This is a genomic window from Rhizobium sp. CRRU65, assembly GCF_048551595.1.
GTDB classification, from domain to species: domain Bacteria; phylum Pseudomonadota; class Alphaproteobacteria; order Rhizobiales; family Rhizobiaceae; genus Rhizobium; species Rhizobium leguminosarum_J.
In genome coordinates this window covers 92,448-108,039 of record NZ_JBLYZH010000012.1, presented here as the reverse complement: position 1 = coordinate 108,039, position 15,592 = coordinate 92,448, and the positions used below count along the sequence as shown (strand labels likewise).

General features: G+C 59.4%; 17 protein-coding genes. 10 read left to right on the top strand and 7 right to left on the bottom strand.

The window, feature by feature from the left end; all coding sequences use genetic code 11:
* Positions 1-3: 3 nt before the first annotated feature.
* The 3 genes from ACM5SV_RS23235 to ACM5SV_RS23225 form a co-directional block, all read right to left on the bottom strand.
* The gene (locus ACM5SV_RS23235) at positions 4-909 is read right to left on the bottom strand and encodes a DMT family transporter (RefSeq protein WP_012756031.1); all 906 of its coding nucleotides are present in this window, start codon (positions 907-909) and stop codon (positions 4-6) included.
* 215 nt (positions 910-1,124) lie between these two features.
* Positions 1,125-2,609 (bottom strand): FAD/NAD(P)-binding protein, encoded by a 1,485-nt coding sequence (locus ACM5SV_RS23230; RefSeq protein ID WP_171815670.1) that lies wholly within the window; start codon positions 2,607-2,609, stop codon positions 1,125-1,127.
* A 54-nt stretch (positions 2,610-2,663) separates the two neighbouring features.
* Positions 2,664-3,092: an OsmC family protein gene (locus tag ACM5SV_RS23225; RefSeq protein WP_222016319.1), complete on the bottom strand. Its 429-nt coding sequence runs from the start codon at positions 3,090-3,092 to the stop codon at positions 2,664-2,666.
* A gap of 145 nt (positions 3,093-3,237) precedes the next feature.
* On the opposite strand from ACM5SV_RS23225, the gene ACM5SV_RS23220 reads away from it, so the two are divergent.
* The 3 genes from ACM5SV_RS23220 to ACM5SV_RS23210 are packed head-to-tail and all read left to right on the top strand — an operon-like array spanning position 3,238 to position 4,650.
* The gene (locus ACM5SV_RS23220; protein ID WP_011650444.1) at positions 3,238-3,498 is read left to right on the top strand and encodes a hypothetical protein; all 261 of its coding nucleotides are present in this window, start codon (positions 3,238-3,240) and stop codon (positions 3,496-3,498) included.
* 46 nt (positions 3,499-3,544) lie between these two features.
* The gene (locus tag ACM5SV_RS23215; RefSeq protein ID WP_012756027.1) at positions 3,545-3,778 is read left to right on the top strand and encodes a DUF2188 domain-containing protein; all 234 of its coding nucleotides are present in this window, start codon (positions 3,545-3,547) and stop codon (positions 3,776-3,778) included.
* A 17-nt stretch (positions 3,779-3,795) separates the two neighbouring features.
* On the top strand, positions 3,796-4,650 hold the full coding sequence (locus ACM5SV_RS23210) for a Ku protein (RefSeq protein WP_012756026.1): 855 nt from the start codon (positions 3,796-3,798) through the stop codon (positions 4,648-4,650).
* 177 nt (positions 4,651-4,827) lie between these two features.
* Here ACM5SV_RS23210 and ACM5SV_RS23205 read toward each other — a convergent pair whose 3' ends face one another.
* Positions 4,828-5,634 carry a Ku protein gene (locus ACM5SV_RS23205; protein WP_128406006.1) on the bottom strand — a complete coding sequence of 269 codons (807 nt, stop codon included), beginning with the start codon at positions 5,632-5,634 and terminating at the stop codon, positions 4,828-4,830.
* A gap of 234 nt (positions 5,635-5,868) precedes the next feature.
* On the opposite strand from ACM5SV_RS23205, the gene ACM5SV_RS23200 reads away from it, so the two are divergent.
* Genes ACM5SV_RS23200 through ACM5SV_RS23190 form a run of 3 tightly spaced genes read left to right on the top strand, consistent with a single transcriptional unit; the run spans position 5,869 to position 9,095 of the window.
* Positions 5,869-6,603 carry a GDSL-type esterase/lipase family protein gene (locus ACM5SV_RS23200; RefSeq protein ID WP_012756024.1) on the top strand — a complete coding sequence of 245 codons (735 nt, stop codon included), beginning with the start codon at positions 5,869-5,871 and terminating at the stop codon, positions 6,601-6,603.
* Positions 6,604-6,646: 43 nt separating this feature from the next.
* Positions 6,647-8,002 (top strand): O-antigen ligase family protein, encoded by a 1,356-nt coding sequence (locus ACM5SV_RS23195; RefSeq protein ID WP_012756023.1) that lies wholly within the window; start codon positions 6,647-6,649, stop codon positions 8,000-8,002.
* Positions 7,989-9,095, top strand: coding sequence for an acyltransferase family protein (locus ACM5SV_RS23190; protein ID WP_222016321.1), 1,107 nt, complete (start codon positions 7,989-7,991; stop codon positions 9,093-9,095). The genes ACM5SV_RS23195 and ACM5SV_RS23190 overlap by 14 nt, the downstream gene beginning before the upstream one ends.
* Positions 9,096-9,126: 31 nt before the next feature.
* Here ACM5SV_RS23190 and ACM5SV_RS23185 read toward each other — a convergent pair whose 3' ends face one another.
* The 3 genes from ACM5SV_RS23185 to ACM5SV_RS23175 all read right to left on the bottom strand — a co-directional run bounded on the left by ACM5SV_RS23185 (position 9,127) and on the right by ACM5SV_RS23175 (position 11,888).
* Positions 9,127-10,272, bottom strand: coding sequence for a right-handed parallel beta-helix repeat-containing protein (locus tag ACM5SV_RS23185; protein WP_222016323.1), 1,146 nt, complete (start codon positions 10,270-10,272; stop codon positions 9,127-9,129).
* A 74-nt stretch (positions 10,273-10,346) separates the two neighbouring features.
* Positions 10,347-10,997: a lipase family alpha/beta hydrolase gene (locus tag ACM5SV_RS23180; RefSeq protein ID WP_222016325.1), complete on the bottom strand. Its 651-nt coding sequence runs from the start codon at positions 10,995-10,997 to the stop codon at positions 10,347-10,349.
* Between the two features lie 195 nt (positions 10,998-11,192).
* Positions 11,193-11,888 carry an alpha/beta hydrolase gene (locus tag ACM5SV_RS23175; protein ID WP_017992917.1) on the bottom strand — a complete coding sequence of 232 codons (696 nt, stop codon included), beginning with the start codon at positions 11,886-11,888 and terminating at the stop codon, positions 11,193-11,195.
* Positions 11,889-12,399: 511 nt separating this feature from the next.
* On the opposite strand from ACM5SV_RS23175, the gene ACM5SV_RS23170 reads away from it, so the two are divergent.
* From ACM5SV_RS23170 to ACM5SV_RS23155, 4 genes are all read left to right on the top strand, one after another.
* On the top strand, positions 12,400-12,882 hold the full coding sequence (locus ACM5SV_RS23170) for an MSMEG_0572/Sll0783 family nitrogen starvation response protein (RefSeq protein ID WP_003545449.1): 483 nt from the start codon (positions 12,400-12,402) through the stop codon (positions 12,880-12,882).
* Between the two features lie 77 nt (positions 12,883-12,959).
* A complete protein-coding gene (locus ACM5SV_RS23165) occupies positions 12,960-14,006 on the top strand; it encodes a Nit6803 family nitrilase (RefSeq protein ID WP_113548224.1) in 1,047 nt (348 codons plus the stop codon).
* Positions 13,933-15,051 carry an MSMEG_0568 family radical SAM protein gene (locus ACM5SV_RS23160; RefSeq protein ID WP_113548223.1) on the top strand — a complete coding sequence of 373 codons (1,119 nt, stop codon included), beginning with the start codon at positions 13,933-13,935 and terminating at the stop codon, positions 15,049-15,051. The genes ACM5SV_RS23165 and ACM5SV_RS23160 overlap by 74 nt, the downstream gene beginning before the upstream one ends.
* Positions 15,048-15,590, top strand: coding sequence for an MSMEG_0567/Sll0786 family nitrogen starvation N-acetyltransferase (locus tag ACM5SV_RS23155; RefSeq protein WP_017992914.1), 543 nt, complete (start codon positions 15,048-15,050; stop codon positions 15,588-15,590). The genes ACM5SV_RS23160 and ACM5SV_RS23155 overlap by 4 nt, the downstream gene beginning before the upstream one ends.
* The last annotated feature ends 2 nt before the right edge of the window (positions 15,591-15,592 follow it).

Sequence of the window (15,592 nt, the reverse complement as noted above, 5' to 3'; positions counted from 1 at the left end):
GCTTCACACCTGAACGCGGGATGTCCGGGCAATCATGATGCCGGCCAGCACGACGGCGCCGCCGAGCGCCTGCATCGTTCCGATCGCCTCGTTAAGCAGCGCCCAGGCCAGGATTGCCGCAACGACCGGCTGCAGCAGCAGTGTCAGCGAGGAAAAGGCCGGCGGCAGATAGGCGAGCGCATAGGTGATCGCCACCTGTCCGCCGGCATGGCTGATAAAGGCGAGGCCGAAGACGATCGACCAGCCATAGACGGTCGCGGGCAGCATATGGCCCTCGTAGATCAGGCCGATCGGAAAGATGCAGGCGGCAGCGCAGGTCGTGCTCCACAGCATGATGCGGAGCGTATCGAAGCGGCTGCGCAGCCTGCCGATCGCAAGGATGTAGCAGGCATAGAAGAAGGCGGCGATCATCGCGATGCCGTCGCCGCGAAGGTCGCCATTGCCGATGGCTGCCGGTCCGCCCTTCAGAATGACGACGCCTGAGAGCGCAAGGACAAGCCCGAGCGCGAAGCCGCGGCTGATCCGCGCGCTGAAAAAGACGAAGGCAATCAGCGTGACGAAAACAGGTGCGAGGTTGGCAAGCAGAGTCGCATTGGCGACCGACGTCATGGTGAGCGAAAGATGCCAGGCGGCAAGGTCAAGCGCCAAGATGACGCCTGGGAGAATGAGCATGCCGTAGTCGGAAAGGCTTTGCGGCTTCGGCCCCCTTTCCTTCTTCAGCAGCGAGACGATGACGATCGGGATCAACGCCAGCGCCACACGCCAGAAGGCCGTCGCCATCGGTCCGACTTCGGACAGCCTGACGAAGATCGGCGAGCCGCCGATCGCCGCGCCGCCGAGAAGGAGCGCCGCAAGGGCGAAACGATTGGAAGGCGAGGCTTCGGAAAGGGTGGGGGCGGCCTGCGACATGGTCTCGATATTTCTGGTCGCCCGAATGCCGGGCCGGCGGGATATTACAGCGCCGCGCGTCTTTTCAGACGCGCAAAGGACGCTGTAACACTTTAAATTGCTGCATAATTTTATCCTTAAATCGCCTTCGATTTAAGGAATTATGCAGTGATGGCCGAGGGACTATCAGAAGTCGATCACCGGGGACAGTCGAAGAGCGACATATTGGTGGAAAATCAGGCAGGATGCCTATTCGTCGCGCTGGTCCGCAGCTTTTCGGCAATCTCGCCGGCGACGAAAAAGGCATGCTCGGTCACCTGCGGCAGTCCCATCAGCTCGCCGAATGTACCGCGCGCCAGCGGGCCGGAGATCAGCAGCGAGGGATCTACCTTTCCTGACGGGCCGATCGCCTCCGAGCGCTCGGTGCAGGCAAGGCCGAGGCCGGTCGGGTCGAGCGCCAGGTGACCGTTCGCCGCGAGTGCTGCGAGCCAGGGTTGGGTGTCGAGAATACCGCCATGCGCCGGGCCGGTGGTGACGACGACGGCGTCATAGCGCCGCTCCAACGGCTGGCGCTGATGACGCGGCTGCAGGGAGCAAAGAATGAGCTCGCCCTCGATGCGCGCATCGGCGACCGAGCCGGCCAGGATATCCAGACGGCCCGAGGTAACAGCTGCGTCGAGCACGGCCTCGACCTGCGGGGCGATCCGGAAACGATGCACATCCCAATAGGGACGCAGATGGCGGACGAGACGGCGTCGTTCGGCGACCGGCAGCGCCTGCCAGAGATCGTATCCCTGCGCCCGCACCTGGTCGATCACCCCATGCCAGCTTATGCCCTGCGCCTTCGCCGCACCTATGGCGGTACGGATCCCTCTCAGCAGCGACACGGCGGAATGGGCTGCACTGGAGACGAAATCGCCGAAGAGTTCCTGCGGTACCAGCGGATGGCCGCGAGACCGCAGCCCGCGGCGCGAGATCGCGGTCACCGAACCGTCATGCCCGCGCTGCGCCAGCGAGGCGATGACATCGGCGGCCGTCAGGCCATTGCCAATGACCAGCACCCGGTCATGCGGGCGGATCACGTCGAGCGCGTTCGGCTTGGTGGTATCGGCGACGAAACGGGGATGGGCAGCAAGCCGGCTCCCAAGCCGGCTTGGGGCTGTCGGCGGCGGATGGCTGGTGGCGATCGCGACGATATCGGCCTTCGTCACGCCGCCTCTGTCGTCGCGGATTGACCAGCGGCCGGCACAGCGTTCGACAGCCGTCACTGCAGCGCGGCAATGACGCACGCTACCGTCTTCCAGCAGCGGCTTCAGCAGCGAGGCGACATAATCGCCGAACAGCCGGCGCCGGGGGAAGAGCGAGCCATCGGGCTGCCTGGCCTCAGGGTCGCCGGCGACCGCATCGCGGACTTCGATCCAGGCCAGGAATTCGCCCAGGTCATCGGGCTGCAGGCTCATCTTGGCGGCTGGAACATTGATGCGGTGGGCCGGATCGGCCGTGTCGTAGGCAAGGCCGCGGCCGAGTTCGGCACGCGGCTCGAAAACCACGATGGCAAGGCGCTCGCCGCAGTTGGCTCTCGCGAGATGATAGGCGACGCCGGCGCCGGAGACACCGCCGCCGATGATGGCGACGACGGGCTGTTCAGACGTCGGGAGAGGCTTGGGCTGCATGGTGGCCGGGATCATTGCTTTCGATGCCCGAGCATAGAAGCCGGGCATTGGTCACGCAATCCTCCGCTCTCGATTGTCTATAATTATTATGTAGATTTAGCCTTACCCCGATATCGTCGTCGAGAACTCGGGATTGCCGCGGATGGTGTTGCTCACGGTGCAGATCTCGTCTTCGGCGGCATGGGCAATTTTCTGCCGGGTTTCCTCGTCGATATCGCCCTTGATCGAAAAGGCGATGTTGAACTTGGCGACGCGCGAAAGGCCTTCCGTCGCTTTCTCGCCGGTGACCTCGGCAGTGATCTCGCTGATCTTGTCGAGAATGCCCATCTGGCTGGCGGCGATGCGGGCGCTGAGCGCCAGACAGGCCGAGAGCGAGGAATAGAGCAAATCGAGCGGATTGAAACCCGGCTGCGACGGCCCGGTGACGATATCTATTTCGCCCTTGGTGGCGGAGGTGACGTGCGGGAAACCGGTACGGCCGAGAACGGCGGTGGCGCCGGTCGGGCGGGGACGAGCCTTGAGATCGGCCATGTTGAAATCCTCTGGCGAACATGTTGCAGATAGTAATTTCCGCCTGAGGCGGCAATGGCAAGCGGCGGCCCATCGGTTTCGGAACCTTTCGATCCGTCATCAGTTGAATACACCTGAACGAAATCAGTGACAAAGGTGGATTGCGATGCCTGACGTCCGCAGCATGGATAACCAAGGCCGGCGGATGGATGCTCGCGATCGGCTGATCGTTGCGCTCTATGCGCAGCTGAAAGCCGAGCGGGAAACCCGCGAAACGCTGGAATGGGCGATCCGAAATGGCGCCGTCTCACAGGAAGTGCTGGAAGCCATCGCTGCTGATCCGGTTCCCGTCGTCACCAGCGAGGATATCGCCTCGCTGGAGAAGATCATCGCGCTCGATGAACGGCGCAAAGCAAATCGGAACTAGCCGACGACATCATGCACCCTATTTGAGTGAGAAGAGGAGATCCGAAATGGCCGATATCACCTATCAGGTCGTGCCGCATGACAATGGCTGGGCCTACAAGCTCGGCGACACACTTTCGGAAACCTATGCGACAGCGGATGAAGCGATCATCCATGCCAAGGACGCCGCATCGCGCCAGAAGATCGGCGATGGCGATGCGTTGCTCGCCTATCCCGCGCCCGACGGCCGTGGCTGGGCATTTCAGGAACTCGAAACCGACAAGAGCGGCAGCCGGCTCTGATTGCGACGGAGGATGGAATGGCCGCTCGGGCAAGCTGGAAGGGTCATCTGAAGGTGGGCGACCTTGCCTGCGCCGTCGGGCTCTACACCGCCGTTTCCTCCTCCGACCGTGTCTCCTTCAACATCATCAACCGCAGGACCGGCCACCGGGTGGAACGGCAATTCGTCGACAGCGAGACCGGAAAGCCGGTCGAGCGGGGCGACCAGGTCAAGGGCTACCAGATGGAGAATGGCGATTACATCGTCATCGAGGGCGACGAGATCGCCGAAATCATGCCGGAAAGCGACAAGGTCCTCAATATCAAGGCTTTCATCGCCTATGACGATATCGACAAGCTCTATTTCGACCGCCCTTATTATCTCGCGCCCGTCGACGAACATGACGAAGAGGCGCTGTCGCTGATCGCCAGGGGCATGCGTGACGGCAAGGTCGCGGCGCTGGCCGAAGCCGTGCTTTTCCGGCGCAACCGGACACTGCTGATCCGTCCGCATGACGACTACATCGTCGCGACGATGCTGAATTTCGACTACGAGGTGCGCTCGGCCGAGACGGTTTTCGAGGACATTCCCGACATCAAGTTCGACAAGGAAATGATCGCGCTTGCGGGCCATATCATTGGCACCAAACAAGGCAGCTTCGAACCGAGCACATACGAAGATCGCTACGAAGCCGCCCTCGTCGAGTTGGTGAAGGCGAAGATCGAGGGCCGGGCGCCACCGAAGAAGAAACCGGCCCCGGAACGCAAGGTCGTCGACCTGATGGAAGCGCTGCGCCAAAGCGCCAAGATGAGCGGCAACGCTCCAGCAAAGAAGGCCCTGGCGAAGAAGAAGGCACCGGCGCGCAGCGACAGCCGCAGCAAGAAGGCAAGCTGAGATGGCCTCGACCCTGGCGGGCGATGGGCAATCTCAAGCGCACCCGACCTCGCGCGAATGCATCGGTTTGTCGCGCCGGCGAAGCCGCCGGACTTAAGCGCGTCAAAGTGGATTCCCGCGGCGCGCTTTAAATCTTTGATTTATATATGCAGTTTCCCGAAATCTCTGGCCACTTTTTCATTGGCGCGGCTTCTGGCCGCCTTCGGCCGCCAGGCTTTTTTTCAGCGCATCCATGATATTAATGACGTTGCCGGTCGATTTCACCGGTGCAGGTTTTTGCGCAGGCGCCGCCTTCTTCAGGCTCTTCTGCTTGCCGCGGATCATCGACTTCAGGCGTTTCTGAATCGGGTCCTGCACCATGGCCGGGCTCCAATTCTTCGTCTCTTCCTTCACCAGTTGCGTCATCAGCGCAAGCAGCTTGCTGTCGATTTCAGTTTTGCTGTCGAGTTCGGCCACGGGGTCCCGCACTTCGTCGCCATAGCGCAGGGTCCAGAGAACGATGCCTTTGCCCAGCGGTTCCAGCAGCACCGCACGCTCGCGGCGATAGAGGACAAGGCGGGCGATGCCGACGACGTCATTCGCCTTCATCGCCTCGCGGATGACGCAGAAGGCTTCCACTCCGACCTTGTCCTCCGGCGCCAGAAAATGCGGTTTGTCGTACCAGATCCAATCGATCGAGCCGCGCGGCACGAAATTGTCGATCTCGATGGTGCGGGTGCTTTCGAGCCCGACTTCCTCGATCTCCTCGTCTTCGAGAAGAACATAGTCATCCTCGCCGCGCGGATAACCCTTCACCTGGTCCCTCTCGGCCACCGGTTTGTGGGTGACGCTGTCGACATAGCGGCTTTCGACGCGGTTCTTCGTCTGGCGATTGAGGACGTGGAAACGGACCTTGTTGCTTTCGGTCGTCGCCGGCGTCAGCGAGACGGCGGCGGTGACGAGCGAAAGCTTGAGATAACCTTTCCAGAATGTCTGACGTGCCATGTCTGTCATGTCTCCCGGACACGGTGGGGCATGGCAATCAACGGCGGGTTCGGTCTTTGGTTCCGGCAATTGACGATTTCGTTGATCGGATGCGGTCGGTGCATGTCCATTTCATGGATCGGCTGCCATGCCCGAGCATTGCGGGCGGAGAGACCAGAACCACTCTTTCCTTGCCACCGCCATTTTCCTCTTCAATAATGAAAGCCCCAAGACGTCAGGATATCGGTCATCTGAATGTTGCGACTTTTCGCCAACCTCGTCATCGTCCTCGCATTGAATTTCCTTCTCATCGTCGGCAATGCTGGGCCGTCCTTCGCACAGGAATGCCCTGACCCTGCAAAAGCGACGAACGCCTCGGCCCAGCAAAAGCAGGCAAGCAAGCGACTTAATCGCGCTCTTCCCAGCTATCGCGTCAAATCGGCCCGATACAATCTGGCTCTTGTCGGCGATTCGCTCGTCGAACTCTGGCAGCCCTGGATCAAGGACAGCTTTCCCACCCGCCCGGCGATGAACCTCGCGGTCGCCGGCGACACCACGCAAAATGCATTGTACCGCCTCGATGATCTAGACCTTCCGGATTTCCATCCGACGGATGTCGTCGTGCTTATCGGCACGAATAACCTGGGTGCGAAAACGGCGCCATGCGCCGTGGCGGCGGGTGTCGTGGCTGTTGTCAGCAAGGTTCGCGCTCTTTGGCCAGGCGCCCATATTTATGCGTTGTCCATACCGCCTCGGGGCAAGCGCTACGCCTTCTACGAGGATGTCCGAATTCCGGCCAACCAACTTGTCGCATCGTCATTGGCTGAAATGCCTGGTGTCACCTTCGTTCAAATGAACGATGATATGTTGCGGTGCGGCAAACCAAGCGATAAGGATTGTTCCAACTACAAGCCTGACCATCTTCATTTCAATGAAGGGGCATACAAGCTGATCACGAGCTTCCTCGCCGCAGCGGGTCTGCAGCTTTGATTTTTGCCGCTCAGGTGGTTACCAAAACGTAAGGCGGAATGTCATGAGCACCTCATTTGACAGCTACCAACCGATTGGCCTGCAAAGACATAGACCCAGAGCTCGCGCGCAATATCGCATTCGGCGTGAAACCCTCGTTCGGATCCTCCTCTCGGCAATATTTTATATTTCCCTCTGGAGAGCGACTGGCATGTGGTACGGGCTGCCCGCCGACTTCCAGGAGGGTGTCGGCAAAGATCCCATGCCAATGCGACTGTTGCTGATGTCGCTCGTTCCACTCATCGGCCTCTACTGCTTGCTGGAGCCCAGGCGAGTCGTTGAAATGCTCCGCAGCGCCTCGCCGCTGGTCGGCATAATCTGCTTATGCGTCTTTCTGTCGATTGCTTTTTCCGTCAGCGTTACAGCCTCGCTCCGGGCTCTCGTCGCCGTCGCATTGCTGACTGCTGGACCCCTTCTTTACCGAGCCCGTTATGGAGCCGTCGACACATTTGAAAGCTTGGCGAAATTTGCCATTGCCACGGCTTTCATCAATATTCTTTACACGGCAGCCTTTCCCCGGTTTGCGGTGATGAGAGGCAGTTATGCCGGGATGGTGAAAGGGGCGTTCTACCACAAAAATATGCTCGGCCAGTTTTCGGCAACAAACTTCATCCTGCTACTTCCAGCCCTGCCGATGTGGCGCCTGCGCTATTATGATCTCCTGCGATGGGCGGCAATGCTGCTCTACCTCGTGCTCATCGTGCTGGCGAAATCATCGACGGCGATCATCCTGCTTTCGATCGGAATAGCCGTATACTACGGAATGAGCTGGATTCAGCGCTTTCCAGGCCGCATCTTCAGATCCTTCGTCGTTCTTCTTGCATTCGCCCTGCTAGGCTTCGTCGTCTCCGTCGCGTTGATGGGTGTGGCCCAGGCGATTGCCGAGTCATTCGGGAAAGACCTTACGCTCAGCGGACGTACGAATGTCTGGGAACAGTTGCTGCCGCTGATCTACGAGCGGCCGTTTTCAGGCTGGGGATTCGCCTTGTTCCGACAGCCCGATATCATGGAGCAATATGTTCGCCTTACGTGGGATGCTCAATCGACACACAACACCTATATCGAACTTGCGCTGAACATGGGCATACCAGCCACCATCATCTGGACCTCGTTCGTCGTGGTGCGGCTCGTGGGGAAGATGACCTCGTCACCCCTCAATCAAGCGCTCGCCATCACCAAGCGAAAGGAGGTTGTCATTATCCTCCTGATCTTGATCGGCGCGTTCACCGAAGCCGGAATGATGCTGGCCCCCTTCATCTTGTGGCCCCACACCGTGATCGCGCTTACGAGCCTTGGCCCGGAGTTCCTGTCCCGCTTCCGCAAACCGACCCAGGCAGGGGCGCAACATGCATCAGGCTAAAAAGATGACTTCAAATAATCGTAGACTGGTTGGCCTCGATGGGATTCGTGGCTTGGCGGCCATTTGTGTGGCAGTGCATCACACCGAAGGTTTCGTCGGATTTGATGCAGCACCTGCTGCCTATCTCGCCGTCGACCTGTTTTTTTGTCTCAGCGGCTTCGTGATCGGCCACGCCTATGAGAGGAAACTCATTCAAGAGTCTTCACTCTCTGCCAATGATTTTGCCATCAAGCGTCTCATCCGCTTATACCCCCTGTATCTGCTCGGTTTGCTGCTCGGCGTACTCGCATATGCCGGCATGTCGCTCAGCAGAAATCAGCAAATCGATCCGATGCTGTTTGCCACCTCGTTGATTGCCTCGATGTTCTTCCTGCCGGCGATCGGTGGAACATCGCTGAAGGCGCCGAACCTGTTCCCCTTCAACGGTCCGTCATGGTCCCTATTCCTGGAGATCGTGATCAACCTGGCCTACGGCTATGCGGCGAGAATGCTGTCCAGCGGCGTACTCGCACTCATCCTGCTTGCGTCATGGGTTTGGCTGGCGGCGCAAACGCTGGCCCATGGAAGCGCCGACCTGATCCCGCTCGACGGCGCCTTGCTCTCCGGATTTCCCCGCGTTCTCTTTTCTTTCAGCCTCGGCATCTTGATGTACCGCTACCGTCAGCGGCTTTCCCCTTCAGGCATCGGAAAAGCCGCCGCAGTGACAACAATCGTCGTCGCGACCGCTCTTCTCGTCTTCCAGGCGCCGGCCGCCTGGGTTGGCATAAAGGACCTGATTGTCATCACTGCTTTATTTCCTATCGCCGTGCTTGTCCTTTACACAGCCAACTTCGATGGCGTGTTGCGGCAGCCGCTTCTTATTGCGGGAGAGGCGTCTTACGCGCTCTATGCAATTCATGTTCCGCTGCTGGGCTTGCTGTTGGGAGCCTGGAAAGCCGCTGGCTTGGGACAACCGCCAGCCTGGGCGATCTTTGCCATCGTTCTTCCGCTGATCGTCGTATTGGCCATTGTCGTCACCCGCCTCTACGATGAACCGGTTCGCAAAGCGCTCAGCGCAGGAAAGGCCATGAGACTTCGCTGGCGTCGATCCTGATTTTGCGCGATCCGGGCCCCCGTCGCACCGCTTAAATCGAGAGATAGCGCTTCTGCCAAGGCAGCCTGTGTTCCTGCCATGCGCGCGGCGTGAAGTCGTCATAGGCAGTCTCAGCGATCGCCAGCATCCAGTTCTGCGCCTTGCGGGCCAGCAAGACGCATGACAATTCCATGCCAGGCTCGACCGCAATGGAAGGCCGATTGGCGCCTGGGATATCGATCCCCTTATCACGCCACTGGATGCGGATTTCGTCGGGCTCGGATGTCCATTCTCCGGAGGAAACGGAAGCCTTGCCGTCAGGCTTCAAGCGAAGCGGCGGCGGGGTGACGTTCAGAAAGCTGCCATCGTTGCGATAGTTGCCATCGATATCACCCGCAGTCGCTTTGCCGTTTCTCTCGAGAACGATGTCCTGCTCGCACCGCAGGAATATGTTGCGCCGAAAGCTGCCGGACCACCGACGGTTGGCGAAGAACGCGATGTCGCATTGGCTAATGACGTTGTCGTGGATATCGATGTCTTTGCGATATGCCAGCTCCTGATCCGAAAACCCGCTCAGGCTGACACCACGATTGGTGTTCTCGATCCAGTTGTCATAAACGTGATGTCCGGCGTGGTCGGCCTTGTCGCCGACGCCGTAGCCGAAGGAATAATCATTCATCCTGCCATCGCGCATGATGTTGCTGCGCACCACCGCGTCATCCCCAATCGACGAAAAGGAGAAATTCTTGCCGCCGATGAAATTGTACTCGACCAGGTATTTTCGCGTTTTGTCGCAGACCAGCGCGCCCTTGTTCGATGCGCTCGCCGGCGACTGCAGGAAGAGGTTGCCGCGGATCACGATATCGGAGCTGATATTGTCGTCGCTGTTTTGATAGGCGAACTGGCAGCAGTCTGCTCCCTCGCCCGGTGCCGCGCCGATGCGATTATTCTCCAGCAACACGTGCGTCGTCTTCGTCAGGTAGATGCCGTCGCCGTTCACATTCTCCGTTTCACAGCGCCTGACGGTGAGATTCTTGCCATTGTGAAATTTGAAGCCGCGAGGGGAATTCTTGACGATAACATCTTCGATCACCGTATCGGAAAACACCTGATAGGCGACGCCGACATCGGGCGCACCATCGATGATCTGTCCGCGTGTAGACGCGCCGTGAACTTTCTTTCGCAGGATGGCGGTCATTACAGTTCCTTCGATACCGGTGCCGCGGGGAATTAAGCAGAGGGCATGTGGCGGATGTTTGAATATTCGGAAATTCAGCTTGTAAACCGCCCATCTTGCAGAAACGACAGGGTCTCGCTCCACATCGTCTTGTTGACGGGCAAGAAAGTGTGGTTTGCCGGTATGACGATATGCGCCGACGCGCCGTCGAGACGGGTGCTCTCCACCGAAACCTTTCCATCATTCGGAACCCTGAGGCCGATGATAAGGGAGGAGACCGGGTCGATGGTCCGATTCCCGGCGATGATGCCAAGTTCGTAATCGACCGTGCCGAACAGCTCGGTCATTGCGGCTTGATCGGTAATCAGCTGCTGTCCTGCCGGTCCATAGACCTTCCTGTATAGGGGCCAGTTCTTGAGGAAATCGGCAATCTGACTGCCGTTGTTCGGCGTTCCGACCATGACCACCCTTCCCAGGTTGGCTGGGCGATAGCGTCTGAGAAAAGCGCGGATGATCAGCCCACCCATCGAATAACCAACGAAATGGACCCGGCCGTCGCCTGCCTGCTTCGCAGCGCCGTCGATCTCGGGTCGGATGAGGTCGATGAGGTCGCTGATCGAATACTTGGTGGAGGGGTAACCGACATTCAAAACCCGATAACCGTGACCGGACAGGAAGCCTGCGAGCTTCGCCATGCTTTTCTTCGTCCGGGCAATGCCGTGAAACAGGAGGACAGTGTCGTTCATCATCTGTCCGCTCAACGGGCTGCTATCGATCAGGCCTATTCTGTAGCTCTCAGGGTGAAGCTTGTCGATCAATGCGCCAAATGGCCAGACATTCGAACAGTTTCGTTGTGGCGTATGTGTGCTCGAAGCCGAAGCACGCAAGACGAGAAAGCGGGGGGCGCTTATTCTCACACCCCCGCCACAAGCGCCTTGTTCTTACTTCGAGACGTCTACCGCCGCCTCATCGATAAGAGCCGCAACCTCCAGGGGCTTTGATTGGGGCAAAGCATGGCTTGCCGCCAAGGTCACGACTTTCCGAGCATTGAGACGAGCCGACATTGCCTTTTGATTTTCAGGAGCAATCATTCTGTCTTCACTTGCTATTTGATACCAGGACGGCTTCTTCCTCCAGGCCGGGGCGGTGATGGCATCTCCAAAAGTGCCAGCGAGCGGCGCCTTTTGGGTCGCCGCCAAAACGAAACCGTCTTCGGGGGACATATCCTGGCAGAAGCTTTCGTGAAATTTGTCAGCCTTGAGCCACAGGTAGTTGTCGCTGTCAGGCTCGATATTGACCATTGCTGCAGGAGGATGCCGTTGAGTGATGCTGCCTGGACTTTCGCCTGCGTCGGGAGCGAATGCGGCGATATAGACAAGCCCCGCTACATTCGGTTGATCTCCCGCTTCGGTGATGACCGCGCCGCCGTAGGAATGACCGACGAGCAGGATCGGCCCGTTCTGTTGAGCCACCATCTTTCGTGTCCGTTCAGCGTCCTCGCCTAGCGACGTCAGCGGTAGTTCGACGGCGTGAATGGACTGATAGCCCCTATGCGCCAGTTCGAGTATGACCTTGCCCCAATGCCCGGCCCCACCCCAAAAGCCGTGCACCAGAATGATAGTCGGTTTATTACTCATAGTTTTCTCCTGTTTCCTGCAGCACCGCGTGTCTCTCCAGGCGCGCAAAGACGCTGTAGCACTTGGATGCAAATTGTCATTATGAATGCATACAAATCGCATTAATTGATCGCATTCAACATGGCTAGACTTTTCCGATTGATGCGATAGGCCATCTTGACGCAAGGCGAACGAGCGCATTCACTGACATGCGGCCGAGGCCGGATGTTCGGACATGAGCCTCCGCATCCCGATGCGACCGGTGACGAGGACTCATGCCGGACAAATATTATGTCTCCCTGCTGGTTGACGACCAATTGAATGCATTTGTTTTGAGCTTTCATGCATTCGTTTTTTGCGTTCGATCGCCCAGAAAATTGGCTTTAAAACTTTAACCCTCGTAATTGATAGCATAATTGAATGTATAATTGGTAGATTTGACTGCTATTTATGCATAATCAATCTGGCATGACGCTTGCAATTGGATGGATGCTCCCCGGATGGGGATCGGATTTCAATCAAGGAGCCATCCATGCCCGCAGTGACCAAGCCAGCCAATCAAAAAGGCGACTTTCTTGTCGATTACGAGGACAAGGTTTTCGAGGACGTACAGGCCGGCGAAGGCGAAAAAGCCCTCGTCACCTTCCATACCGTGGCCTTCGAAGGATCGATCGGATTCGTCAACCTGCTGCAGGCGACACGCCTGAAGCGGAAGGGTTTCGAAACCTCGATCCTTCTCTACGGCCCGGGCGTGACGCTCGGCGTCCAGCGTGGTTTTCCGACGCTCGGTGCGGAGGCCTTTCCCGGCCATCTGAATTTCAACAACCAGATCGTCAAGTTCATGGAAGAAGGCGGCAAGGTCTATGCCTGCCGTTTTGCCCTTCAGGCGCTTTACGGCCATGGCGAAGGCGCGCTGATCCCCGGCATCACGCCGATCAGTCCGCTCGACGTTCTCGACCTGATCCTGATCCATCGCCGCGACGGCGCCTTCATCCTTGATACCTGGACGCTCTAAGCACCAGGCGCGCTCCGAAGAATAAGGGGCGGAGCCTTGGCGCTCCGCCTCCTGCCCCGTCAATCGAGGATTTCGTCATGGAGAAAAAACCGAGCGTCCGGGTTGCCGCCGCGCAGATCGCGCCGGATCTGACCTCGCGCGAGAAAACACTGGTCCGTGTGCTGGATGCAATTCGTGAAGCGGCCGCCAAAGGCGCCGAGCTGATCGTCTTTCCCGAAACCTTCGTCCCCTGGTACCCCTATTTTTCTTTCGTGCTGCCGCCTGTTCTCTCCGGCAAGGAGCACGTGCGACTTTACGAGGAAGCCGTCACGGTGCCGAGTGCCGCCACCGATACCGTCTCGGCAGCCGCCCGCGAGCATGGAATCGTCGTGGCGCTTGGCGTCAACGAGCGTGACCACGGATCACTCTACAATGCCCAGCTGCTGTTTGATGCCGATGGCACGCTCATCCTCAAGCGTCGCAAGATCACCCCGACCTTTCACGAGCGGATGATCTGGGGCCAGGGCGACGCCTCCGGCCTGAAGGTGGTCGACAGTGCCGTCGGACGCCTTGGGGCGCTGGCCTGCTGGGAGCATTACAATCCTCTGGCCCGCTACGCCCTGATGGCGCAGCACGAAGACATCCATATCGCCCAGTTTCCAGGCTCCATGGTCGGGCCGATTTTTGCCGACCAGATGGAAGTCACCATCCGCCACCATGCGCTGGAAAGCGGTTGTTTCGTGGTCAACGCCACAGGCTGGCTGACCGACGAGCAGATCGCCTCCATCACGTCCGACGCCGGCTTGCAGAAGGCCCTGCGCGGCGGCTGCATGACCGCGATCATCTCGCCCGAAGGCAAACACGTCGTGCCGCCGCTGACAGAAGGCGAAGGCATCCTGATCGCCGATCTCGACATGAGCCTGATCGTCAAACGCAAGCGGATGATGGATTCGGTCGGCCATTATGCCCGACCCGAGCTGCTGCATCTTGTCATGGATGGCCGGGCCACTGCGCCGATGATCACCACCACCCAGCCGTCTTTCCCCACAGCCGAAGCAAGGACCCTTTCCGATGGAGAATACGACACGTCTGCCGACCGAGGTTCTGATCAACGAATTGCAGTCCTACGGAGCCCGGCTCGTTGACCCCAAGGCCGGACATGAAAGCCGCCGCGGTGGTGCCGGACCTTCCGACCATAAGGCTCTGACCATTGACGGCATGACGGTGATGGTGCCGGTTCACACCGCACCTGCGTTCGAGAGCCCCTATCTGGTGGAAAAGCCGGACGAGATGGGCCGCAGCCGTATCAGCCGGGATGGCACGGCGCTGGGCGAGGTCTCCTTTCCCTTGCGCCCGCGCTTCTACGAGCGCTCGACCGCCGACGGCATTCCCTATTCGCAGATCGCCGTTCTGCACGGCAAGGACGTGCTTGCCACGACCGTGCTGCAGACCTGCATCCGCTATCAGAGCCGCACCAAGACCTGTCAGTTCTGCGCCATCGGCCAATCGCTGGCAGCCGGCCGCACCATCGCCCACAAGACGCCAGAGCAGCTTGCGGAAGTCGCCAAGGCGGCCGTCGAACTGGACGGCGTCAAGCATATGGTGATGACCACCGGCACGCCGAAGGGCGACGACCGCGGCGCTGCGATCCTCGCCGACAGCGCCCGCGCCATCAAGGCGGCAGTCAACATTCCCATCCAGGCGCAATGTGAGCCGCCGGAAGACGATATATGGTTCACCCGCATGAAGGAGGCCGGCGTCGATGCCCTCGGCATGCATCTGGAGGCCGTGACGCCAGAGGTGCGTGCCCGCATCATGCCGGGCAAGGCGCAGGTCTCGATCGCCAAATACATGGCCTCGTTCGAGGCCGCAGTGGAGGTCTTCGGGCGCGGCCAGGTCTCGACCTATATCCTGGCTGGGCTTGGCGACAGCCGTGAAGCCATTCTGGACATCTGCGAAAAGCTAGTTGCGCTCGGCGTCTATCCCTTCGTCGTGCCCTTCGTGCCGATCTCGGGCACGCCGCTCGAAAGCCACCCGGCGCCGAGGCCCGACTTCATGCACTCGATCCTCGGCCCCTTGTCCAGGATGCTGGTCGCCAGCGGCTTGAAGGCCGTCGACATCAAGGCCGGCTGCGGCAAATGCGGCGCCTGCTCCGCCCTTTCCACCTATGAAAGGATGCTTACCAAATGATGCTCGAAACCTTTGCTCCCTATCGCTCGAGCGAATTCCAGGTGAAATTCGCGACCTCCGCCTGGGAGCGCAGCCAAGCGCATGCGCTGCGCCGTGCCGTCTTCTGCGAGGAACAGCAGATCTTCGAGGGCGATGACCGCGACGCGATCGACGATCAGGCCATCCCGATCGTGGCGCTCTCCATGCTCGGCATTGCCGCCGACCAGCTGGTCGGAACGGTGCGCATCCATCAGGCGGAACCCGGTCTCTGGTGGGGCTCGCGACTGGCGGTCCATCGCGATTACCGCAAGATCGGCGCCCTGGGGGCGACCCTGATCAAACTCGCCGTGTCCTCCGCCAACGCGATCGGATGCCACACGTTCCTCGCCAATGTGCAGGTTCAGAACGGCCTGCTGTTCCGCAGGCTGCACTGGGATGTGATCGAGGAGTTCGAGGTCTATGGCAAGCCGCATCTCAGGATGAAGGCTGACCTTGCCTACTATCCGCCCTGCGCCACACCCGAGGCAGGCTTCACCGCCCTTTCCAGAAAGGCAGCGTGAGG

Coding starts and splice junctions, on each gene's coding strand:
- ACM5SV_RS23235 (WP_012756031.1), bottom strand. CDS start 909: ATGTCGCAGGCCGCCCCCACCCTTTCCGAAGCCTCGCCTTCCAATCGT.
- ACM5SV_RS23175 (WP_017992917.1), bottom strand. CDS start 11,888: ATGAGTAATAAACCGACTATCATTCTGGTGCACGGCTTTTGGGGTGGG.
- ACM5SV_RS23205 (WP_128406006.1), bottom strand. CDS start 5,634: ATGGCACGTCAGACATTCTGGAAAGGTTATCTCAAGCTTTCGCTCGTC.
- ACM5SV_RS23160 (WP_113548223.1), top strand. CDS start 13,933: ATGGAGAATACGACACGTCTGCCGACCGAGGTTCTGATCAACGAATTG.
- ACM5SV_RS23180 (WP_222016325.1), bottom strand. CDS start 10,997: ATGAACGACACTGTCCTCCTGTTTCACGGCATTGCCCGGACGAAGAAA.
- ACM5SV_RS23170 (WP_003545449.1), top strand. CDS start 12,400: ATGCCCGCAGTGACCAAGCCAGCCAATCAAAAAGGCGACTTTCTTGTC.
- ACM5SV_RS23210 (WP_012756026.1), top strand. CDS start 3,796: ATGGCCGCTCGGGCAAGCTGGAAGGGTCATCTGAAGGTGGGCGACCTT.
- ACM5SV_RS23230 (WP_171815670.1), bottom strand. CDS start 2,609: ATGCCCGGCTTCTATGCTCGGGCATCGAAAGCAATGATCCCGGCCACC.
- ACM5SV_RS23195 (WP_012756023.1), top strand. CDS start 6,647: ATGAGCACCTCATTTGACAGCTACCAACCGATTGGCCTGCAAAGACAT.
- ACM5SV_RS23220 (WP_011650444.1), top strand. CDS start 3,238: ATGCCTGACGTCCGCAGCATGGATAACCAAGGCCGGCGGATGGATGCT.
- ACM5SV_RS23165 (WP_113548224.1), top strand. CDS start 12,960: ATGGAGAAAAAACCGAGCGTCCGGGTTGCCGCCGCGCAGATCGCGCCG.
- ACM5SV_RS23215 (WP_012756027.1), top strand. CDS start 3,545: ATGGCCGATATCACCTATCAGGTCGTGCCGCATGACAATGGCTGGGCC.
- ACM5SV_RS23185 (WP_222016323.1), bottom strand. CDS start 10,272: ATGACCGCCATCCTGCGAAAGAAAGTTCACGGCGCGTCTACACGCGGA.
- ACM5SV_RS23200 (WP_012756024.1), top strand. CDS start 5,869: ATGTTGCGACTTTTCGCCAACCTCGTCATCGTCCTCGCATTGAATTTC.
- ACM5SV_RS23225 (WP_222016319.1), bottom strand. CDS start 3,092: ATGGCCGATCTCAAGGCTCGTCCCCGCCCGACCGGCGCCACCGCCGTT.
- ACM5SV_RS23190 (WP_222016321.1), top strand. CDS start 7,989: ATGCATCAGGCTAAAAAGATGACTTCAAATAATCGTAGACTGGTTGGC.
- ACM5SV_RS23155 (WP_017992914.1), top strand. CDS start 15,048: ATGATGCTCGAAACCTTTGCTCCCTATCGCTCGAGCGAATTCCAGGTG.